22 protein-coding genes and 6 tRNA genes are annotated in these 20,307 nt (G+C 27.9%); 2 read left to right on the top strand and 26 right to left on the bottom strand.

Features of this window, described 5'->3' with window-relative positions:
- Positions 1-124: 124 nt before the first annotated feature.
- The 6 genes from I6E15_RS00140 to I6E15_RS00115 form a co-directional block, all read right to left on the bottom strand.
- Positions 125-208 (bottom strand) — tRNA-Leu (locus I6E15_RS00140).
- Between the two features lie 10 nt (positions 209-218).
- Positions 219-294: transfer RNA gene (locus I6E15_RS00135), tRNA-Lys, on the bottom strand.
- A 9-nt stretch (positions 295-303) separates the two neighbouring features.
- Positions 304-379 (bottom strand) — tRNA-His (locus tag I6E15_RS00130).
- A 6-nt stretch (positions 380-385) separates the two neighbouring features.
- Positions 386-462: transfer RNA gene (locus I6E15_RS00125), tRNA-Arg, on the bottom strand.
- A 13-nt stretch (positions 463-475) separates the two neighbouring features.
- Positions 476-551: transfer RNA gene (locus tag I6E15_RS00120), tRNA-Gly, on the bottom strand.
- Positions 552-554: 3 nt separating this feature from the next.
- Positions 555-631, bottom strand: a tRNA-Pro gene (locus tag I6E15_RS00115).
- Between the two features lie 237 nt (positions 632-868).
- Between I6E15_RS00115 and I6E15_RS00110 the strand changes: the two genes are divergently transcribed.
- Together I6E15_RS00110 and I6E15_RS00105 are read left to right on the top strand one after the other, a co-directional pair.
- Positions 869-1,513: an OmpA family protein gene (locus I6E15_RS00110; protein WP_235243325.1), complete on the top strand. Its 645-nt coding sequence runs from the start codon at positions 869-871 to the stop codon at positions 1,511-1,513.
- 8 nt (positions 1,514-1,521) lie between these two features.
- Positions 1,522-2,106 (top strand): sugar O-acetyltransferase, encoded by a 585-nt coding sequence (locus tag I6E15_RS00105; protein ID WP_177161499.1) that lies wholly within the window; start codon positions 1,522-1,524, stop codon positions 2,104-2,106.
- A 145-nt stretch (positions 2,107-2,251) separates the two neighbouring features.
- Here the strand turns inward: I6E15_RS00105 and I6E15_RS00100 are convergent, their stop codons facing one another.
- From I6E15_RS00100 to I6E15_RS00005, 20 genes are all read right to left on the bottom strand, one after another.
- Positions 2,252-3,277 (bottom strand): electron transfer flavoprotein subunit alpha/FixB family protein, encoded by a 1,026-nt coding sequence (locus tag I6E15_RS00100; protein WP_177161498.1) that lies wholly within the window; start codon positions 3,275-3,277, stop codon positions 2,252-2,254.
- Positions 3,278-3,319: 42 nt separating this feature from the next.
- Positions 3,320-4,108 (bottom strand): electron transfer flavoprotein subunit beta/FixA family protein, encoded by a 789-nt coding sequence (locus I6E15_RS00095; RefSeq protein ID WP_177161497.1) that lies wholly within the window; start codon positions 4,106-4,108, stop codon positions 3,320-3,322.
- A gap of 47 nt (positions 4,109-4,155) precedes the next feature.
- On the bottom strand, positions 4,156-5,301 hold the full coding sequence (locus I6E15_RS00090; protein WP_177161496.1) for an acyl-CoA dehydrogenase: 1,146 nt from the start codon (positions 5,299-5,301) through the stop codon (positions 4,156-4,158).
- A gap of 207 nt (positions 5,302-5,508) precedes the next feature.
- A complete protein-coding gene (locus tag I6E15_RS00085) occupies positions 5,509-6,717 on the bottom strand; it encodes an acetyl-CoA C-acetyltransferase (RefSeq protein ID WP_177161495.1) in 1,209 nt (402 codons plus the stop codon).
- 427 nt (positions 6,718-7,144) lie between these two features.
- Entirely contained in the window at positions 7,145-7,984 is an 840-nt protein-coding gene (locus tag I6E15_RS00080; protein ID WP_235243323.1) for a 3-hydroxybutyryl-CoA dehydrogenase, read from the bottom strand.
- A gap of 55 nt (positions 7,985-8,039) precedes the next feature.
- Positions 8,040-8,816: an enoyl-CoA hydratase-related protein gene (locus I6E15_RS00075; protein ID WP_235243320.1), complete on the bottom strand. Its 777-nt coding sequence runs from the start codon at positions 8,814-8,816 to the stop codon at positions 8,040-8,042.
- Between the two features lie 510 nt (positions 8,817-9,326).
- The gene (locus tag I6E15_RS00070) at positions 9,327-9,641 is read right to left on the bottom strand and encodes a DUF1904 family protein (protein ID WP_235243319.1); all 315 of its coding nucleotides are present in this window, start codon (positions 9,639-9,641) and stop codon (positions 9,327-9,329) included.
- Position 9,642: 1 nt separating this feature from the next.
- The gene (gene ispF, locus I6E15_RS00065; protein ID WP_177161271.1) at positions 9,643-10,122 is read right to left on the bottom strand and encodes a 2-C-methyl-D-erythritol 2,4-cyclodiphosphate synthase; all 480 of its coding nucleotides are present in this window, start codon (positions 10,120-10,122) and stop codon (positions 9,643-9,645) included.
- Entirely contained in the window at positions 10,122-11,108 is a 987-nt protein-coding gene (gene rfaE1 / locus I6E15_RS00060; protein WP_177161270.1) for a D-glycero-beta-D-manno-heptose-7-phosphate kinase, read from the bottom strand. Before rfaE1 ends, ispF begins: the two co-directional genes overlap by 1 nt.
- 85 nt (positions 11,109-11,193) lie before the next feature.
- Complete coding sequence (locus tag I6E15_RS00055; protein ID WP_235243317.1) at positions 11,194-12,798, bottom strand: hypothetical protein; 1,605 nt, start codon at positions 12,796-12,798, stop codon at positions 11,194-11,196.
- Positions 12,788-13,525: a hypothetical protein gene (locus tag I6E15_RS00050; RefSeq protein ID WP_235243315.1), complete on the bottom strand. Its 738-nt coding sequence runs from the start codon at positions 13,523-13,525 to the stop codon at positions 12,788-12,790. Before I6E15_RS00050 ends, I6E15_RS00055 begins: the two co-directional genes overlap by 11 nt.
- Positions 13,512-14,459 (bottom strand): PilN domain-containing protein, encoded by a 948-nt coding sequence (locus I6E15_RS00045; protein ID WP_235243314.1) that lies wholly within the window; start codon positions 14,457-14,459, stop codon positions 13,512-13,514. Before I6E15_RS00045 ends, I6E15_RS00050 begins: the two co-directional genes overlap by 14 nt.
- Positions 14,413-15,054 (bottom strand): hypothetical protein, encoded by a 642-nt coding sequence (locus tag I6E15_RS00040; RefSeq protein ID WP_235243312.1) that lies wholly within the window; start codon positions 15,052-15,054, stop codon positions 14,413-14,415. The genes I6E15_RS00045 and I6E15_RS00040 overlap by 47 nt, the downstream gene beginning before the upstream one ends.
- Entirely contained in the window at positions 15,038-15,469 is a 432-nt protein-coding gene (locus I6E15_RS00035; RefSeq protein WP_235243311.1) for a hypothetical protein, read from the bottom strand. Before I6E15_RS00035 ends, I6E15_RS00040 begins: the two co-directional genes overlap by 17 nt.
- Positions 15,459-15,887, bottom strand: coding sequence for a PulJ/GspJ family protein (locus tag I6E15_RS00030; RefSeq protein WP_235243309.1), 429 nt, complete (start codon positions 15,885-15,887; stop codon positions 15,459-15,461). Before I6E15_RS00030 ends, I6E15_RS00035 begins: the two co-directional genes overlap by 11 nt.
- A complete protein-coding gene (locus I6E15_RS00025) occupies positions 15,884-16,339 on the bottom strand; it encodes an A24 family peptidase (RefSeq protein WP_235243307.1) in 456 nt (151 codons plus the stop codon). Before I6E15_RS00025 ends, I6E15_RS00030 begins: the two co-directional genes overlap by 4 nt.
- Complete coding sequence (locus I6E15_RS00020) at positions 16,324-16,830, bottom strand: type II secretion system protein (protein ID WP_235243306.1); 507 nt, start codon at positions 16,828-16,830, stop codon at positions 16,324-16,326. Before I6E15_RS00020 ends, I6E15_RS00025 begins: the two co-directional genes overlap by 16 nt.
- 12 nt (positions 16,831-16,842) lie before the next feature.
- Positions 16,843-17,997 carry a type II secretion system F family protein gene (locus tag I6E15_RS00015; RefSeq protein WP_235243304.1) on the bottom strand — a complete coding sequence of 385 codons (1,155 nt, stop codon included), beginning with the start codon at positions 17,995-17,997 and terminating at the stop codon, positions 16,843-16,845.
- Between the two features lies 1 nt (position 17,998).
- Complete coding sequence (locus tag I6E15_RS00010; protein WP_235243303.1) at positions 17,999-19,216, bottom strand: GspE/PulE family protein; 1,218 nt, start codon at positions 19,214-19,216, stop codon at positions 17,999-18,001.
- Positions 19,197-19,784 (bottom strand): hypothetical protein, encoded by a 588-nt coding sequence (locus I6E15_RS00005; protein ID WP_235243301.1) that lies wholly within the window; start codon positions 19,782-19,784, stop codon positions 19,197-19,199. Before I6E15_RS00005 ends, I6E15_RS00010 begins: the two co-directional genes overlap by 20 nt.
- Positions 19,785-20,307: the final 523 nt, after the last annotated feature.

The raw sequence follows: 20,307 nt of genomic DNA, 5'->3' as shown, positions 1-20,307 counted from the left end.
GTTTTGCCTAAATAATTATAGCATAAAAAAACAACTTTTAAAATATATTTTAAATATAAGAAAAGACTACCTAAAAAAGTAGCCCTTTGTATAATTCTAAATTATTTATTTTTTTATAAAAAAATGGTGCGAAGAGAGGGACTTGAACCCTCACGTCGGAGACACTAGATCCTAAGTCTAGCGCGTCTGCCAATTCCGCCATCCTCGCACTAAATTTATGGTGCGTCATACTGGATTTGAACCAGTGACAACACGATTAAAAGTCGTGTGCTCTACCTACTGAGCTAATGACGCATATTGTTATGGGGTGACTGACGAGGCTCGAACTCGCGACAACCAGTGCCACAAACTGGCGCTCTACCAACTGAACTACAGTCACCATTAATGGCGTGTCTGAAGGGATTCGAACCCCTGACCCACGCCTTAGAAGGGCGTTGCTCTATCCAGCTGAGCTACAGACACATAAACATAAAAATGGAGCGGGAAACGAGGTTCGAACTCGCGACATTCAGCTTGGAAGGCTGACGCTCTACCAACTGAGCTATTCCCGCAAATGGTCGGAATAGCAAGATTCGAACTTGCGGCCCCTTGCTCCCAAGGCAAGTGCGCTACCGGACTGCGCTATATTCCGACGTCCCCTAAGACAAGAATAATAATATCATATTATATAAAATCTGTCAACACTTTTTTTTATTTTTTATTCGTTTTTTTATTTTTTCTTTTATTTTCAATGGTTTTTATTTTAAGTTTTTTTGAAATTTTTTTAAATATTTTTTACAAATTTATTGATTAGTTAAGAATAATAGATTATAATTGTTATAAGAGGTTTATTTTTTTTATTTTATTACACGATTTAGGAGGTTCAATTATGAAAAATAAAAAAATAGTTGTTAGTTTCTTAACTACTGCCCTAATTTTAGGAGGATGTACTTCTAACTTTGTAAGACCTGAAGGTTCTATGTCTTATACAACTGGAGGAGCTCTTAGTGGAGCTGCGGCTGGTGCTCTTGCTGGTCAACTAATAGGTGGAAATACAAAAGGAACTTTAATCGGAACTGCAGCTGGTGCTTTAATAGGTACAGCTATCGGTGCTAACCTTCAAAAACAAGAAAACGAATTTAGAAATGTACTTTATAATTCTGGTGTTGAAATAGTTAATACTGGTTCTTCTATTTTATTAAATATCCCTGAAGGATTAACTTTCAATCTAAATAGTTCTGCTTTAAAATCTCAATTTACAAGACACTTAAACGGTATTGCTACTGTTTTAAATAATTATCCAAAATCTAAAATTGTAGTTACAGGACATACTGACTCAACAGGTTCTCGTGAATATAATATGGAACTTTCTCAAAAGAGAGCTTTATCTGTTGGAAATTACCTTGTATCACGTGGAGTATCTGCTAACAGATTTACAGTATTAGGAAAGGGACCAGATATGCCAATTGCTCCTAATAGCACTTTAGAAGGAAGAAAAGCTAATAGAAGAGTTACTATCGAAGTTCTTCCATAAGGAGATATATGACAGAAAGAGAAAAAATGTTAAATGGGATTCCATATAACGCTTTAGATAGGGAATTACAATCTCTTCAAGAGAATGCCCAAATATTACTTTATGAATATAATCATCTTTCTCCAGAAAATAAATTAAAAAAATCAAAAATTTTGAAAGAACTTTTTGGAGAATGTGGAGATTTAGTTTTTATTAATCAAGACTTTAAATGCGATTATGGAAAAAATATTTTCTTCAAAGGACTTGCTATTTTAAATTATAATTGTGTTATCCTTGATAACTCCATTGTCACTATCGGAGAAAATGCTTTTATAGGTCCAAATACAATTATTTCTTGTGCTAGTCACCCTATATTAGCTTCTGAAAGAAATAAAGGTATAACTCTTAGCAAACCTATCACTTTGGGAAATAATGTATGGTTAGGAGCTAACTGCACTGTCTTAGGTGGAGTTACTATTGGAGATAATTCTATAATAGGAGCTGGCTCTGTTGTTACAAAAGATATTCCTGCTGGAGTAATTGCTGTAGGAAATCCTTGTAAAGTTTTAAGAGAGATAACTGAAGAAGATTCCATTTTGCTAAAAAATAAATAATTTATATTAAAAGGGTTATCATAAAATTATTTATACTTGTGATAATCTTTTTTATTTTTAAATAAAAAAAATTATACTTTTCTATTAAAATTTAAAAAAAGCTGGGAAATTTTCCCAGCTTTCTTGACTTAAAGTTTAACTAAAACTATTTTCCTTCTTTAGCAGCTATAGCTTTTTTTAATTCTTCAGCTAATAATGCTGTTATTTTGTTAGCATCTCCAACGATTCCTAAGTCAGCTATTCCAAATATTGGAGCATCTTTATCTTTGTTGATTGCTACGATATATTCAGATTCTTCCATACCTGCAACGTGTTGGATTGCTCCAGAAATTCCACAAGCAAAGTAGATGTCAGGTCTAACTGTTTTACCAGTTTGTCCAACTTGTCTGTCGTGATCCATATATCCAGCGTCTACAGCAGCTCTTGATGCAGATACTTCTGCTCCGATTTGTTCTGCTACAGCTTGTAAGTTTTTGAAGTTTTCTGCAGATCCGATTCCTCTTCCTCCAGAAACTAGTATTTTAGCTTCAGTGATATCTATTTTATTTTTTTCTTCTTTAACAACTTCTAATACTTTTACTTTTAATTTAGATTGATCTAAAGCAAAGTCGAATTTTTCAACTACTCCTTCTCTAGCTTCATCTTTAGCTATTTTTTGCATAACTCCTGGTCTAACTGTAGACATTTGTGGTCTGTGGTTAGGACAGATGATAGTTGCCATTAAGTTTCCACCGAATGCAGGTCTTGTCATTTCTAATCTTTTGTTTTCGTCAGCAGAAATTTCAAGTTTTGTACAGTCAGCAGTAAGTCCTGTTGTCATTCTTGAAGATACTCTTGGAGCTAAGTCTCTTCCTAATGTTGTTGCTCCAAATAATACGATTTCTGGTTTTTTAGCTTCGATAACAGCTTTGAATGCTTGTGCATAAGCTTCTGTATCATAGTATTTTAATTCAGGTTTGTCTACTACTAATACTCTGTCAGCACCAAAAGCTATTAATTCTTTTGCTAATCCTTCTATTTCGCTTCCTATTAATATAGCAGTTACTTCTTTAGTATCTAAGTTTTCTGCTAGTTCTCTTGCTTTTCCTAATAATTCTAATCCTACGTTTTGTAATTGCCCATCTCTTTGTTCAGCAAATACAGCTATTCCTTTATAATCGCTTAAATTCATTATCCTATCTCCTTTATCTTAAGGTATTATTTTCGTTCTCAATTATATAACGAATTTTTCTTTTAATTTTTCTACAATTAAGTCTGCTGCTTGTTTAGCATCTAAGTCATCAAATACTTTTCCAGCTTGTTTAGCTCCTTTAGTAAATGATTTTTTAACTTGAGTTGGAGAACCTTTTAATCCAAGTTTTTCAACTTCAATTTTTACATTGTCAACTGTCCAAACTTCAACTTCTTTATCGAAAGCGTCAACTATTCCACCAACTCTCATGTATCTTGGGCTGTTAGCTTCAGATAATACAGTTACTAATGCTGGTAATTGAGTTTCTAATAAGTAGTATCCATCTTCAATAACTCTTTTTACAGTTATTGTGTTAGCTTCTTCATTGTATTTCATTTCTTTTAAATAAGATATTTGAGGTATTCCTAAGTGTTCAGCAATTTGTGGACCAACTTGTGCAGTATCTCCGTCGATTGCTTGTCTTCCTGCGATTATTAAATCATAATCTAATTCTCTTAAAGCTGCTGCAAGTGCATTAGATGTAGCTAATGTATCTGCTCCAGCAAATCTTCTGTCTGTTAATAGGATAGCTCTATCTACACCCATAGCGTAAGCTTCTCTTAAGATAGCGTCAGCTTGAGGTGGTCCCATTGTTATAACTGTTACATGTGCTCCATATAAGTCTTTTAATTTTAAAGCTTCTTCTAATCCACCTTTATCGTCAGGGTTCATTATACTTGGAACTCCGTCTCTGATTAATGTTCCTTTTACTGGATCAAGTTTTATCTCAGTTGTATCTGGAACTTGTTTTATACAAACTACTATTTTCATCTTTCGTCCTCCAATATTTTTCAATATGTTTTTTACCTAAAAATTTCCTATTTGAATAAGTGTCCTGCTATAACCATTCTTTGAACTTCTGAAGTTCCTTCATAGATTTCAGTTATTTTAGCGTCTCTCATCATTCTTTCTACTGGATATTCTCTTGTGTATCCGTATCCACCGTGGAATTGAACTGCTTTAGTTGTTACTTCCATAGCTGTTTCAGCAGCAAATAATTTTGCTCTTGCAGCGTCTAGTGTATAAGGTAATCCAGCGCTTTCTTTCCAAGCTGCTTTGTATACTAATAATCTAGCTGCTTCAACTTTAACATCTAAGTCAGCCATTTGGAATTGAGTATTTTGGAATTTAGCTATAGATCTTCCAAATTGTTTTCTTTCTTTAGTGTAAGCAACTGTTTCATCTAAAGCTCCTTGAGCGATTCCAAGTGCTTGAGAAGCGATTCCTATTCTTCCTCCGTCAAGAGTCATCATAGCAATTTTGAATCCTTTTCCTTCTTGTCCTAATAGGTTTTCTTTTGGTATTCTAGCATTTTCAAATATTAATTCACAAGTAGCAGATCCTCTGATTCCAAGTTTTTTCTCTTTTTTACCGATTGTGAATCCAGGAGTTCCTTTTTCAATTATGAAAGCAGAAATTCCTTTTAATCCTTTGCTTCTGTCTGTCATTGCAAATATTACATATACATCAGCATATCCTGCGTTTGTTATGAATATTTTTGAACCGTTGATTATCCATTCGTTAGTTTCTGGATCTAATACAGCTGTTGTTTGTTGTCCAGCAGCGTCAGTTCCTGCGTTAGGTTCAGTTAATCCAAATGCCCCTATTTTTTCACCTTTTGCTAATCCAGGGATATATTTTTGTTTTTGTTCTTCAGTTCCAAAATGAAGAATTGGCCAAGTTCCAAGAGATGTATGAGCAGAAACTATAACTCCTGTAGTTCCGCATACTCTAGATAACTCTTCTACTGCCATAGCGTACATTAAGTTATCTCCTCCAGCTCCTCCATATTCTTTTGGTACTGGTATTCCCATTATTCCTATTTCTGCCATTTTTTTAACAGTTTCTACTGGGAATCTTTCTTCTTCGTCAACCTCTGCAGCTAAAGGTTTTACTTCTTTTTCAGCAAATTCTCTTATCATTTGTCTGAAAAGTTCATGTGTTTTAGGTATATTGAATTCCATTCTATCTAATCCTCCTACTGATTTTTTAGCTAAACTTTGTCAATTATCATTTTATAATAAAAGTGTATGCAAAATCAACTATTTTTTCCATTTTTTTACTCTTTTTTTAAAAATGATTTTATTTTTATCGTTTTTTGATAAGTTTTTGTTCTAAACAATAGCTTACCAGCGATTTTATTCCACTGATAAGCTATTTAAAATTATTTGTTATTTATTTCTTTTTAAGATAACTGCTACTGACATCCCTCCACCGATACATAGAGTTGCTAATCCGTAAGTTAAATCTCTTTTTTCCATTTCATAAGCAAGAGTTGTTAGAATTCTGTTTCCAGAAGCTCCAATAGGGTGTCCTAATGCAATTGCTCCTCCGTTAACGTTAGTTCTTTCTAACATCCATTCTTTTGTTACTCCGTGCTCTTCACAAACTTCTCTTAAAACTCCAAGAGATTGAGCTGCGAAAGCTTCGTTTAATTCAAATAATTCTATATCAGTTATTTTTAATCCAGCTTTTTTCAATACGTCTCTGATTCCAGGAACTGGTCCAAGTCCCATATATGCTGGGTCTACTCCACCTTGTCCAACTGCATAAACTTCAGCCATTGGTTTTAAGTTATATTTAGCTACTGCTTCTTCAGATGCTAATAATACAGCTGATGCTCCATCGTTTAATCCAGAAGCGTTTCCTGCTGTAACTGTTCCATCTTTTTTAAATGCTGTTTTTAATTTAGCTAAGATTTCTGGAGTTGATTTTCTGTTAGGGTGTTCATCTCTAGCAAATAGAACTTCTTGTTTTTTGATTTTTACTGGAACTGGAACTATTTCATCATCAAATCTTCCAGCATCAACAGCTGCTATTGCTTTTCTTTGAGAGTTCATAGCAAACTCATCTTGCTCTTCTCTAGAAATAGAATATTTTTCAGCGATATTTTCTGCTGTAATTCCCATGTGATATTCATGGAATGCATCTGTTAATCCATCAGATACCATGTGGTCAACTAATTTTAAGTCTCCCATTTTAAATCCTGATCTTACTGATGCTGGTAATACGAATCCTGCTTGAGACATTGATTCAACTCCTCCAGCAATTATCATATTAGATTGTCCTGATTTTATTTCGCAATAAGCTAAGTAAACTGATTTTAATCCAGATCCACATATCATGTTTACTGAATATCCTGGTACTTCTTGAGGTATTCCAGCTTTTATAGCTACTTGTCTTCCTATTCCTTGTTTATGTCCTGCATGTAATACATTTCCCATTACTACTTCATCTAAGTCTGCAGGGTTGATTCCTGTATCATCGATTATTTTCTTTACTACTAATGCTCCTAAATCTCCAGGTTTTACATCTTTTAAACTTCCTAAGAAACTTCCGATTGGTGTTCTTTTAGCTGTTACTAAATATACTTTTGACATTTTTGCCTCCTAACGTTTTATTTTAATTGTCAGAAATACTATAATATAAATGAAACTAATTTTTAACCATTTAATCTTTGCTCAAATATGCTTTTCTATTTTTATTTTCTATTAATTCTTCGCACATTTTTTATTTTTTAATCGAAAAGTTTTAAAACATATTTTTTTATATTCAAACAGAAAAAATTATTTCAAACACTTCCCATTATATTATATACTCCTATTATATTGCAATTTTTATTTTTTTTAAAATATATTTTATATATTATTTTTTATAATTTTAATTTTTTTATTTATTCAATAATTTTTTATTTTATTAAAGATTATAATTTAAAACTATTTTTTCAAGAATGATTTTGCCATCTATTTTATTTATAAAATAAGCTCGAAAGAATTTTTCGAGCTTTTTTAAAACAATTTTAATTAATTATTTTGTATAGTCATAGAATCCTTTTCCAGTTTTCATTCCTAATTGTTTTCCACGAACCATTTTTCTTAATAATGGATGAGGTCTGTATTTTGAATCTCCCATTTCGTTATAAAGAACTTCCATTATAGCTAGACATACATCTAGTCCTATTAGGTCTCCTAATGCTAATGGTCCCATTGGGTGGTTAGCTCCTAATTTCATAGCAGCGTCTATTCCTTCAACAGAAGCAACTCCTTCAGCATAAATTCCGATAGCTTCGTTTATCATAGGAATTAATATTCTATTTACAACAAATCCAGGTGCTTCTTCAACTTGTACTGGTACTTTTCCAATTGCTTCAGAAATTTCTTTTATTTTATTAACCATTTCTACTGGTGTGTTAAGTCCTGCTATAACTTCTACTAATTTCATAACAGGTACTGGATTGAAGAAGTGCATTCCTATCACAGGTCTAGCAAGTCCAGCTCCTATTTCAGTTATTGATAAAGATGAAGTATTTGTTGCAAACATTGTTTCTGGTTTGCAAATTCCATCTAATTCTTTAAATGTTTGTTTTTTTATTTCCATATTTTCAATAGCTGCTTCTATTACTAAATCACAATCAGCACAGATTTCTTTAGTTCCAGTAGTTATTTTAGCTAGGATTTCTTCCGCTACTTTTGCATCCATTTTACCTTTAGCTATTCTTTTTTCGAATCCTTTTGCTATTTTATTTTTTCCGTTTGCAGCAAATGTTTCGTTGATGTCACATAACATTACTTCAAATCCTTCTGTTTGTGCAAATGTTTGGGCAATTCCTGAACCCATAGTTCCTGCTCCGATAACTCCTATTTTCATTTCAATTCCTCCTGATTTTATTTATTATATCTATTATTAATTTTAGTAAAATTTATTATCTATTTTTAAATCCTTCTACTTTTCTTTTTTCTAAGAAAGCTTTCATTCCTTCAACTTGATCTTCAGTTTCAAAGCAACTTCCAAATGCTTTTTCTTCTACAACAATAGCTTTGTCCATATCTACATCAAGACCTTCATTCATAGCAGATTTGCAAGCACGAACAGCTATTGGAGCATTTCTTGCTATTTTATTAGCTAATTTTTTTGCCATATCCATTAATTCTTCTTGTGAATAAACAGCATTTACAAGTCCTATTCTATAAGCTTCTTCAGCTTTTATATTACTAGCTGAATATATCATTTCTTTTGCTTTTCCAACACCTATGATACGAGCTAATCTTTGAGTTCCTCCAAATCCTGGTGTTATTCCTAATCCTACTTCTGGTTGTCCAAACACAGCATTTTCAGAACAAATTCTTATATCACAACTCATAGAGATTTCACATCCTCCACCAAGTGCAAATCCATTTACTGCAGCGATTACTGGTAATGGGAATGTTTCTATTTTTCTAAATACATCATTTCCTTTTTTACCAAAAGCTTCTCCCTCTTCTTTTGTTAAAGTACTCATTTCAGCTATATCTGCTCCAGCAACAAATGATTTAGTTCCAGCTCCTGTTAAGATTATTACCCTTGTAGTTTCTAAATCAACTTGATCAAAAGTCGCTTCTAATTCCTCTAATACTCCACTATTTAAAGCATTTAAAGCTTTAGGACGGTTAATTGTTACCACTCCTACAAATCCTTCTTGCTCATAAGTTACAAATTCCATCTTGCTCCTCCTTAATTCTAGCCTATTTTCACTTAAAAAACTAATCAAGGATTAATTTTTAACACTACTGAAAATTTATTTAGGTCATTTTTTTATCTTATTCATTTATTTTTTGAACTCATATTTTTATTTATCTGTATTATAGTCCAATTTCACTAACTTTTGAAATATATTTTTTATATTCAACAAATCTATTTTTTATATTCTGGGCATTTTCTTGCTATATTTGTTCTAAAAAAAGTCTTTTTTTAACCAATAATGTCATTTCATCTTGTTTTATATAAGGAGTATAAAATAATCTTTTTTAGATTAATAAAATCTCTTTTTATATAATAATTTATTTTATAACTATTCTATATTAATCAAGTATATAATTATTATAGCACATTTTTTCTTTATTTTCTTATTATATTTTTTTATTATGCTATAAGTTTTTCTAATATTAACTCAAAACAAAAATAAGAGCTATTATAAATATATTTCTATATTTACAACAACTCTTACATTTTTTTATTTTACAAAATAATAGTCCTTATTAATATCTGTAAAGTAAATTCTTATTTTTTTATAACCTCTATTTTCCAAATAATCAAAAAAAGCTTTTGATACTTTTTCTCTCATTTCCATAGGTCTTGGCATCCAGTCTATATCTATTATAATCCTATCTTCTACGAAACTTTTTTCAACAATTTCTTTCATAGGATTATAAAAAATTCTTATTCTTTCTTTAGGAGTATCTGTTTCTTTATTTACTATATCAATTAAATCTTCTGATATATCACAAAGAAATTTTTCTGGTAACCCAGCAATTTTTATAAATGGCATATTATTCCCCCTTTGTTAATAAAACTACTGAATAGGATTTTATTCCTTCTCCACTTCCTGTAAAACCTAATTTTTCTTCAGTAGTGGCTTTTATACTTATATTTTCTATAGAAGTTTTTAAAACATTAGATATTTTTTCTCTCATCATAGGTAAAAAATCTTTTAGTTTAGGTCTTTGTGCCACAATTATAGCATCGATATTTCCTATTTTATAACCTCTGTCTTCTATAAGTTCCATTACTTTCTCTAAAAGAATCATACTATCAATATTCAAGTATTTATTATCATTATCTGGAAAATGTTGTCCTATGTCTCCAAGAGCTAAAGCTCCCAAAAGACTATCCATTATAGCATGAACTAAAACATCTGCATCAGAATGTCCTAAAAGACCTTTTTCATAAGGAATCTCCACTCCACCTAATATCAGTTTTCTTCCCTCTACAAGTTTATGGACATCATATCCGTTTCCTATTCTTATCACTAATTCCACTCCTTATAAATTTCATCATAAAAACTTATAATTTCATCAACCGTAACTGTTGACGTTCCTATTTTACCAACTACAACTCCTGCTGCTGTATTTGCAATTTTAGCAGCTTCTTCCCAAGTTGCCCCTGCAGCTTTAGCCAATGTATAAACAGAAATAACTGTATCTCCAGCTCCAGTTACATCAAAAACCTCCTTAGCAAAAGTAGGAATATTTGTTACCTTATCCTCTTCATAAAGGCTTACTCCCTCTTCACTTCTTGTCATAAGAAGATTTTCTAATTCAATTTTTTCTCTTATCTCTTTTCCTATTTCGTCTATAGACTTTTTACGAGAATTTCCCAAGCAAAGTTCAGCTTCTTTTCTATTTGGTGTCATAGATGAAGCTCCTATATAATTTTCTACATTAGATGGTTTAGGGTCTACTACAACTATTTTTCCTTTTTTCTTAGCCATTTTTATAATCTCTGTAGAAACTTTTGGAGTTAGTACTCCTTTATCATAATCTGATAATATTATTCCATCAATCTCATCTATTTTTTCTTCAAATTTTTCTAATATTGCATCTTCTAATATTACATTTATGTCACTTGGATCTTCCCAATCAAGTCTTAAAAGTTGTTGACTTCCTCCAAGAATTCTTCTTTTTACTATTGTTGGTCTTTCTTCACTTCTGATTATAGCTGAAGTATCTACTCCAAGATTCTTCATAGAAGCTATCAAACGATCTCCATCTATATCATCTCCAACTAAACCATAGCAATAACTTTTAGCACCAAGAGTGGCAAGATTGTTTATAACATTTCCCGCTCCCCCTAAAACAAATTTTTCTTTTTTTATTAAAACTACTGGTACTGGAGCTTCTGGAGATATTCTATCAACAGTTCCTATTAAATAATCGTCCAACATTATATCTCCTACAACAGCGATTTTTACTTTCTTAAAATTAGAGATAATCTCTACAAGTCTTTCTTTTTCCATATTTCCTCCGAATTAATACCTAGTAATAATTTTTCTTCCCTCATATCTATTATTTTACTAATAATTCTAAAGAATATCAATCCTTTTAGTCAATTTTTTCAAAATTTTTCACATCAAAATCCTTAAAACCACTATTTTCTACCACATCAACTCTCATTCTTATATAAAGTTCTGTAGCTTCTTTACCTTTTTTAGTATTTCTAAATAAAACTCCAATCCCCGGAATGTCTCCTATGAAAGGAAGTTTACTTTGTTGATTTTGTTCAATATCCATTTTTAATCCGCCTATAAAAACTGTTTCTCCATTTCTTACTTTAAGAGAAGTTTCCAAATTTCTTGATACTTTATTTCCTAAATTTTCATTTTCACTATCTTCGCTGACATTTTGTCCATTCAAATTTTTAAAATCACTACTCTCAACCACAACTTTTAAAGCTGTGTGTTCACCATCTATAATCTCTGGCAAAACTTTAAAAACTGTACCAGCTTCTCTAAAAATTGGAAGATAGGTATTTTGAGAATTTTCAATATTTTCTACCCTTTCTTGACCAACGATTTGTTCCCTTGTAACTTTCAATTCTCCCTCTTTTCCATTGGTAGTTACAATAGATGAAGTGGTACTTATTTTTAAATCTTGATTAGTTTTTAAAAGATTTATCCCAAAGTTTAAATAAGAATCTTCACTTCCAAAATTTTTAATATAATTAAAAGTAGAATTAAAAATACTTCCAACTCCTTGAGTATAAGAATTATCTAATATTCCACCTACTAGCCCTGTTTTATCAAAAGGATTTTCTCTCCCATATATCCAAGAAAAACCAAGCTCTTGAAAAAGATTATCAGTTATATCTAAAATTTGTACTGATATTCTTATTCCTTTATTTGAGTGACAAATCTCCTCTACAATTTTTTCAGCTTCTTTAACATTTTTTTCAATTCCACTTATATATAAAATATCTTTTTTATTATCCCTTGTTAATTTTATTTGAGTTTTTACTCTATCTGGCAAAATTTCTTCTATCTTTATATTTTCTAAATCTCCAACCTTTATCTTCTTTATAATAAAATTTTCTGAAGTATTATCCTCTCTATTTTCTAATTGATAATTTTTTTCTAATAAAAGTTTTATTCTATTTTGCTTTTTATTTATATCAATTATCTCTCCAACAACTTCATAACCATCTTTCTCACCTTTTATAAAATAGGAACCATAAGGAATATTATTTATTCTAAAAATTCCATCTTTTGTTGTATAACAAGGTTTCGAATAATCATCTAATAAACTAATTTTTACTCCTTTTAAACGCTCATTATGTTCTGAAGAAAAAACTTCTCCCAAAAGTACTCCTCTATTTTCCTCCGTATTTTCTCTTTTACTTATCAATATATGATTTCCTCTATCTTTCATCACATATTCTTTTGAACTACAAAACACATCTAAAATATCTAAAAAATTTTTATTTTTGTCCATATACAGATAAACTTCACTATTTTTTATATCCTCACTTGAAACTAAAGTTACTCCACTTTCTTCTGACAAAAAAATTAAAAAATTTTCTACTGTAATTCCTGATACATTTACCTCATTTTCAAAAATTTTACCTTGCAGTTTTTTAAAATTTTCTCCCTCATATCCAAAACTACATATAAAAATAAAAAAATATAAAATAATACACATTCTATTTTTCATACTCCCCATCCTTTACAAAAACTTTTTTATTTTTTAAGACAATTTTATATTTTATTCCATTTACTTCTATAATTTTTTCTTTATTTATATAAAATTTTTTATTTTCAATCTCAATAATTCCAGTATCATTATTTATAAACTCTACTTTTCTCATATCTATAAATTTATTGGATAAATTTCTTCTAACTCCCTTATTTATTTCAATATTTTCATTTTCTACAAAAATATAAAAATATAAAGAAAGTTCAAAACTATCATTGATTTTTTTTATTTCAAAATTTTTAGTAAGCAGTAAAACCTTATTATCTTTCTCTATATATTCTACAAAATCTATTATATTTTTTTCATCTCCTACCACTCTATAAGGAATTAAATAATTATTATCATCTAAAACTTCTATTCTTCCTATTTCAAGAACTTCTAGGATATACTTTTCTAAAAAATTTGATATATAGATATTTCCCTCGCTGACAGATGCAAATTTATATTTTTTTTCTTCTAAATTTATTATGGAATTTTCTAATTTTTCAAATTCTTTTAATTTTTCATCTAATTGTTTTTCTACTTCTTTTATTTTTTTACTTGAAACATAGATTTTTTTATTATAATTTTCAATTTCATTTTTTACTTCCAAAGTTTTTTCAAGTGGTAAAAGAACAAAAATATATAGAAATATCATTCCTATCCCAAAAATTGCTATTTTATTTTTTAAATCAAGCTCCTCCATTTTCCACCCTCATCTCTATAACAAATTCATAATTTTTATCTTTTTCCAAAATAGAATCAAAATTTATATTTTCTATTCTCTTATCTTTTTCAAGTTTGGTTGCAAATTTAAAAATTTCCTCTATATTTTGACTTTTTCCCTCAAGGATTACACTTCCCTTTTCCCAATACAAATTTTTTATTTCACAAGTTCTCGGCAAAATATTTATAATCCAAAAAATCTCATCAATAAATTTTTTATAAGAGATATTTTTCTCAGCTTTCTCCTTTTCTAAAATGGTTATCTTTTCTTTTATATCTTCTAATTCTTTTTTCTTCGAATCAAGAATTTTCTCTTTTGAATAATATTCATTTTTTAAAAATTCCAATCTTTTTTCTAAATTCTTTTTATAAAAAAAGTTAAATATGAATATAAACAATAATAATAAAATAAATCCTATCACAATCTTAGAGAAATTTGATTTTTTACTATTTTTTAAAAGTTTTTCATAATCTTTCAAAATATATTTTTCATTAGATACACATATTTTTAAAATACTTAGATTATTTTTTATTATATATTCTATTAAAGTAGATATAAAAATATCTTCTCCTATAAAAATTTCACAATTTTCATCTTTATCAAAAAAATAGCAAGAAAAATAGAAATCTTTTTCCTCTGAAAGATTTTCTAAAATTTCTTGCTCTATATATTTTTTTATATTAATTTCACTAGCATCTTCTTTATCTAAAAAAAACTTTTTAATAAAAATATCATCATCTAACAATATCTCTATATCTTTTCTAACAAAGAATTTTTTTATTTTATCTAAGTCCTCACCTAAAGAGATAAACTCTCTTCTAATGGAAGTGACTTCTTTTTTATCAGAAATTATTTCTATTTTATTATCACTTATTTTTAAAGTTACTGTCTCCCTTTTCAAAAATTTTAACATCTATCTCTCCTTGAGATTTTTCTATATTCTCCAAAGGATATTTGCTTCCTTTAAAAAAATATTTTATCTCTACCATTCCAAAAATTTCTATCCAATACTTTTCCAAATCTCCTATTCTAAAATTTTTTATATCTTTTTTCAAAATTATTCTTATGGTATTACTTCTATTTATACTTGAAAAATTTTTTATAATCCCAAAATAATTATTTTTTTGACCACTTTCTTTTGAATATATTTTTTCAAAACTTGTATCTATTCCTTGAAATTTTCTTATATAAATCTCATCTATATAATATCCACCATCAGTTAATGAAAAACTATCTCCAAAATTTTCTTCCCATATCTCTTTTTCTCCCTTTTTTAAAAGGTAACTAGCTATGTCTTTTATATTTTTATTTTCTAAGTTTTTCATATAAATTTTATAGAAACTATTGGCAATTTTTTTATTTTCTTCTAAATTATCTCCATTTTTCTCTATAAAAATTTTATTATAATGATCTTTTAATATAAAACTTCCTGTAAAAATACTCCAACTTAAAACACTCAATATTCCTATTACAATAAAAAGAACTGCCCCTTTATTTTTCTTGGACATAAATAACATACTCCTCTTCATTTCCCTTAAAAATAAATTTTATTCTTAAAAGATTATTCTCAAGAAAAAACTCTCCCTTTATCTCTTCCAAAAATTCCTCCAATTTTTCAGAGTTACTTGCTTTTCTATAAAATGATGTTCCAGAAAAATAATAATATACTCCTACTATTTTATTTTCTAAAAAAATTTCATATTTTAATTTATTTTTGTCTATATACGCATTTTTTCCTTGATGTACCTCATCTAAAAAATATTCTATATTTTTTCTATAATTTATCTCTTGATTTTTAAAATCCAAAATTTTATTTTTTACTTTTAAAGAATTAGAAAATATTAAAAAACTTGCAGAAATAATAACCGAAATAATTCCTAAAACAACTATACTTTCTAAAGCTAAGTAACCTTTATTTTTCATATTTTTCCTCTATAACTTTTTCTATTTTTTTACCTTTTATTTTGACAGAGATATAAAACATCTCTCCTATATTTTCATTATTTAAAGCAACTTCTCTTTTAAAAATTTTTATATTTTTCAAATTATCCAAAGAAATATATTTAAATTTTCCTATACTTTCATTTTTAGATTTTTCCCCTAAAAAAATTTCATTTTTCTCTTGATAGATTTCATAATTTTTTTCTTTTTTCTCTAGGTCAAAATCTCTTTTTAATATATTTTCAATATTAAAAATGGCTCTTTTTTCCTCTTGAAGATCCATAATCTTTCTAGTATTTTCAATATTTTTGTTCATAAGAATAAGAAGACTAAATATAACAGTTGAAAAAATAGCTATAGATACTAAAACATCTACCAACAAAAATCCCTTTTTCTTCATATAAAATTTCCTTGTAAAAAATAGAAAATAAAAGTTCCAATTACTATTACAGGAGCAAAAGGAACTTCATTATTTTTAAAATAAAATTTATAAATCAATCCATAGAAAAGAGAAAATGAAAATATAATATTATAAAACACCATCAAAGAATAAATTCCTAAATACCCAATATAAAATCCTATGGAACTTAAAAGTTTTATGTCCCCAAATCCAACTACTTCTTTTTTAAAAAGAAACTCCCCATATCCATAGAGTAATAAAAAAATTACTGGATAAGTTCCCATTCCTATTATTTTATTTTCTATATCCTCTTGAAAAAATATTATTTTTATAACTCCCAATAAAAGAATAAATAATGTCATTTTATCTGGAACTATTTTTTCCTTAAAATCTGATTTTACAATAAAAGATAAAACAATCCAAAAAATTATCTCTATTATAAATCTCCCCATTTTATTCCTTTCATAGTGTAAGCTCCCTCTTTGTCTGCTGGTGTTATCCAAATTTTTACACCATCAGAAGTTTCTCCTTCTGGAGCTTTAAAAGTAAATTTTACTTTTCCCCCATAAATAATATCTCCTAACTCTTTACCTTCTCCAGATTCTGATCTGCTTCCACCTATTTCATATAAAATTTCATTTGTATTGTTTTCTAAATTTTTTGTCAAATCTTTATATCCACCTGAAATAAAATCTTTTAATTTTTCTACATCATCTTTTGTTAAATTTCCATCAAGTTTTCCTTTTCCTAATGCCTCTCCTTTTTCTAATTGATACATCTCCGAAGCCGTTCTTAAATTATTTAAAGTGGCAATTGCCTTTGTTTCTTTTCCAAGAGCTAAATAATATGATATTTTGGGAGTTAAAAATGTAGTAAATAATCCGATTATTCCAAGAACTACCAAAATTTCAATCAGTGAAAAACCTTTTTCTTTTTTCCTCATAATACTTCCTCCTTAAATACTACTCATCATATTTAAAATTGGAGAATAAACTCCAATAAATATCACTCCCACAAATAAACCTATTATGATTATTGTTAATGGCTCTAAAAATTTTATATATCTGTCTATTTTATATTCTTGTGTTTCTTTTCTCCTTATAAATATCAACCTGAACATCTCTGATAGCTCTCCAGTTTCTTCTCCTGTCTTTATAAGTTCAAGCTCTCCCTTATTAAAAATTTTCATCTCTTTTATCGATGTATAAATATCTTCTCCATTTTTTAATAACTCTTTTGTAATATCTAGTTTTTCTCTAAAAAACTCATTGGAAATTGAATTTCTTATAATTTCTATTCCATTACTAACGGTTATACCTGATTCTAAGAAAATATTTATCATTTGAGAAAAATATAAGATAAAATTATTTTCTATTATTTTTCTTATAAAATCTATTTTTAAAAATATTCTAAATAATATTTTTCTAAATTCCTGTTTTTTTAACAAGAATTTTATTATTCCACAAAAAAAAGCAAAAATAAAAAATACCCATAAGATATTTTCTGAAAAAAATATTATACTTTTTGTAACTAAAGCTGTGTTCTCCATTCCTATGATCTCTACAAAATTTGGTAAAATAAATTTCCCCAGAAAAAATAAAAGAATTAATATAACACCACTGACAATTTTAGGATAAATCATTATTTTTCCTATTTTCTTTTCTCTATCTAACTCCTCTTTTAATCTCTCAGCTATACCTTTAAAAGATTCATATACATTCCCTGTTTCTTCACTTGCTCTTAAGATAGCCAAGTCCATCTCTTTAAGAGGTAGACCACTATTTTTAAAAATCTCACTCAGTTTCTCTCCATTTCTAATAGAAAGTTTTATTTTTTGTATATAATAATAAAATTTCTCATCTTCTTCTAAAAATTCTATTATTTTATAAAACTGATAACCATTCTTTACAAAAAATTCAAGTTTTATAAAAAAATCTAAAAGATACTTCTTTGAAATCTCTTTTTTAAAAATATTTATTTTTAAAATCTTTATAACAAAAAATTTATTTTCTTTTAATTTTTTTAAAACATCTTCTTTTTCATAATCATCTGAAAATCCAACTCTCTTTTTTCCATTTCTATCTACAACATAATAAATAAAATTTTTCATATTAGCACTCTCTTATTAACTCATCAAGAGATGTTATACCTTTTTTTACAAACTCTATTCCATTTTCTAAAAGAGAATTTATTCCTAATTCTTTTAATCTATCTTCAAAATCAGAAATATTTATTTCAGATGTTATAAATTTTTCAATATTATTGTCTATATACAAAAACTCTCCAATAACAACTCTATCTTTATACCCTGTAAAATTGCATTTCTCACACCCTTTGTGAGTATAAATTTTTTCATCAAAATCTATATTTTTTATTCCTAAAATTTCCAATTTTTCTTTATAATTTTTATCCTCCATTTTACAATGAGGACAAAGTTTTCTAACAAGTCTTTGATTTTGTATTCCTTTTACTCCTGCTGAAATCATAAAAGGCTCTACTCCTAAATTTATAAGTCTTTTTATAGCACTAACTATATTTTTAGTATGAAGAGTTGTTAAAATAAGATGTCCAGTCAGTGAAGCTTTTATTGCTATCTCTGCTGTTTCTCTATCTCTTATCTCTCCAATCATAATTATATCTGCGTCTTGTCTTAAAATAGATTTTAATATTTTTGAAAAATCAAGTCCGATCTCATTTTTACATTGAATTTGATTTATTCCTTCAATAACATATTCAACAGGATCTTCTATTGTAACTATATTCTTTTCTATACTATTTATCTCATTTAAGATAGCATACATTGAAGTGGTTTTTCCACTTCCCATTGGTCCAGATATAATAAGCATTCCTGATTTTCTTTTTATTATATCAAAAAGTTTTGAATAATTTTTTCTATCAAATCCCAATTCTTCCAAAGTTTTTTTAGCTGTGACTTTATAGAGTATTCTTATTACAACTTTTTCTCCAAAATATGCAGGAACTATAGATATTCTAAAATCCAACTCTTTTCCTCTATAATTTCCGTCTACTCTTCCATCTTGAGGGATTCTCTTCTCGGTTATATCTAAATTACATAGTATTTTTATTCTAGAAACAAGTGGTAAAAAATCATCTTTGCTATACCTACCTTTTTCTAATAAAATTCCGTCTATCCTGTATCTTATTCTAAAATAATCGCCACAACTCTCAATATGAATATCACTAGCATTCATATTTATTCCTTCAATAAAAATCTTATTTAAAAAAATTTCAACTTTTGAATTTTCCTTAGAGCTGATTGAAAAATTTGTATTTGAAAACTTTATTTTATCATTCTTTTCTCCAATCATTCTTCAATTCCTCCACAGAAAATAATAAATTATGGTAATCTAATAGGTTTTCCTGAGAAACATCTTTCCCAGAAATTTTTTTATAAATATTTATTTTTAAAATTTTATTTTCTTGAAAACTATAAGTAGCTATTCGATAGTTTATTTTTTGAGAGTAATCTAATATGTAAGTAGTAAAAGAATCGGATAAATTTCCATTGATAGTAGTATGTATTTCAAGCTGGTCAATAAGTCTTTCCTTACCGTTTATTGTGTAAGGTACTAAATAAGTAAGTTTTTCAGGTAAAGAAACAACTTCTTCAAAATTATTATTCTCATCAGAAGTTTTTCTTATCTCCATCTTTTTATTTTTATAATCAAGATTTATTTTATATAAAACTTTAGTTTCAAAGCTTCTAAAAGTATATTTATCTATTATAGATGATATTTTAATAACACTTTCTTCAAGATCTTTCATCTCTTGAATACTTTTTAATTTAATAAAAAAAATAGAAATAATTATTGATATGACACCAAAAATTATTAAAAATTCTATTAATAAAAAGCCATTTTGCTTTTTCTTTCTCATAACAACACCTATTTTCTTTATCCTTACTATGTATTTACTACATTTTTTGCAATAAGTCAACCATAAATTTTTTCTTTTTTCTATATAAAATTTTTATTATTAAATTTTATTTACATTTATTTAAAAAATTTTTTTCAAAAAAAAATAAAAAATTGACTTGAAAATTAATATCTCAAATCAACTTCACTCATATAATATTTAATATCCTTGTCAGCTTTTTTCTAAAAAATATTTCATCTTTTTAAATATGATCAATATTTTAGGTTTTGAGGTAAAATTTAAAGAAAAAAAATAAAATCAACTTGAAATGCTATGGAAAATGCTCCAGCTTTTAAATAACTTTATTTTTTCTATTCTTAAATAAAAAATCAACTTTATAATTCTCTTCTCATTAAAAGTCTTTCCAAAATTATCACTTTTTCCAACTTTTACAAAAAATTAAAAAGTTGGCAAGTTCCTATCCTCCCAGAGGGCTGCCCCCCAAGTACTTTCAGCGTTTACGAGCTTAACTGCTAGGTTCGGT

It is taken from the genome of Fusobacterium perfoetens (assembly GCF_021531475.1).
Taxonomy (GTDB): Bacteria; Fusobacteriota; Fusobacteriia; order Fusobacteriales; family Fusobacteriaceae; genus Fusobacterium_B.
The sequence above is the reverse complement of the archived record's forward strand: the minus strand, read 5'-3'. Positions and strand labels throughout refer to the sequence as shown.

What these genes read in the sequence shown, in the direction of transcription:
- I6E15_RS00110 (WP_235243325.1), top strand. Translation starts at nt 869, where the DNA reads ATGAAAAATAAAAAAATAGTTGTTAGTTTCTTAACTACTGCCCTAATT.
- I6E15_RS00105 (WP_177161499.1), top strand. Translation starts at nt 1,522, where the DNA reads ATGACAGAAAGAGAAAAAATGTTAAATGGGATTCCATATAACGCTTTA.
- I6E15_RS00100 (WP_177161498.1), bottom strand. Translation starts at nt 3,277, where the DNA reads ATGAATTTAAGCGATTATAAAGGAATAGCTGTATTTGCTGAACAAAGA.
- I6E15_RS00095 (WP_177161497.1), bottom strand. Translation starts at nt 4,108, where the DNA reads ATGAAAATAGTAGTTTGTATAAAACAAGTTCCAGATACAACTGAGATA.
- I6E15_RS00090 (WP_177161496.1), bottom strand. Translation starts at nt 5,301, where the DNA reads ATGGAATTCAATATACCTAAAACACATGAACTTTTCAGACAAATGATA.
- I6E15_RS00085 (WP_177161495.1), bottom strand. Translation starts at nt 6,717, where the DNA reads ATGTCAAAAGTATATTTAGTAACAGCTAAAAGAACACCAATCGGAAGT.
- I6E15_RS00080 (WP_235243323.1), bottom strand. Translation starts at nt 7,984, where the DNA reads ATGAAAATAGGAGTTATCGGAGCAGGAACTATGGGTTCAGGAATTGCC.
- I6E15_RS00075 (WP_235243320.1), bottom strand. Translation starts at nt 8,816, where the DNA reads ATGGAATTTGTAACTTATGAGCAAGAAGGATTTGTAGGAGTGGTAACA.
- I6E15_RS00070 (WP_235243319.1), bottom strand. Translation starts at nt 9,641, where the DNA reads ATGCCATTTATAAAAATTGCTGGGTTACCAGAAAAATTTCTTTGTGAT.
- rfaE1 (WP_177161270.1), bottom strand. Translation starts at nt 11,108, where the DNA reads ATGGAAAAAGAAAGACTTGTAGAGATTATCTCTAATTTTAAGAAAGTA.
- I6E15_RS00055 (WP_235243317.1), bottom strand. Translation starts at nt 12,798, where the DNA reads ATGAAAAATAGAATGTGTATTATTTTATATTTTTTTATTTTTATATGT.
- I6E15_RS00050 (WP_235243315.1), bottom strand. Translation starts at nt 13,525, where the DNA reads ATGGAGGAGCTTGATTTAAAAAATAAAATAGCAATTTTTGGGATAGGA.
- I6E15_RS00045 (WP_235243314.1), bottom strand. Translation starts at nt 14,459, where the DNA reads ATGTTAAAATTTTTGAAAAGGGAGACAGTAACTTTAAAAATAAGTGAT.
- I6E15_RS00040 (WP_235243312.1), bottom strand. Translation starts at nt 15,054, where the DNA reads ATGTCCAAGAAAAATAAAGGGGCAGTTCTTTTTATTGTAATAGGAATA.
- I6E15_RS00035 (WP_235243311.1), bottom strand. Translation starts at nt 15,469, where the DNA reads ATGAAAAATAAAGGTTACTTAGCTTTAGAAAGTATAGTTGTTTTAGGA.
- I6E15_RS00030 (WP_235243309.1), bottom strand. Translation starts at nt 15,887, where the DNA reads ATGAAGAAAAAGGGATTTTTGTTGGTAGATGTTTTAGTATCTATAGCT.
- I6E15_RS00025 (WP_235243307.1), bottom strand. Translation starts at nt 16,339, where the DNA reads ATGGGGAGATTTATAATAGAGATAATTTTTTGGATTGTTTTATCTTTT.
- I6E15_RS00020 (WP_235243306.1), bottom strand. Translation starts at nt 16,830, where the DNA reads ATGAGGAAAAAAGAAAAAGGTTTTTCACTGATTGAAATTTTGGTAGTT.
- I6E15_RS00015 (WP_235243304.1), bottom strand. Translation starts at nt 17,997, where the DNA reads ATGAAAAATTTTATTTATTATGTTGTAGATAGAAATGGAAAAAAGAGA.
- I6E15_RS00010 (WP_235243303.1), bottom strand. Translation starts at nt 19,216, where the DNA reads ATGATTGGAGAAAAGAATGATAAAATAAAGTTTTCAAATACAAATTTT.
- I6E15_RS00005 (WP_235243301.1), bottom strand. Translation starts at nt 19,784, where the DNA reads ATGAGAAAGAAAAAGCAAAATGGCTTTTTATTAATAGAATTTTTAATA.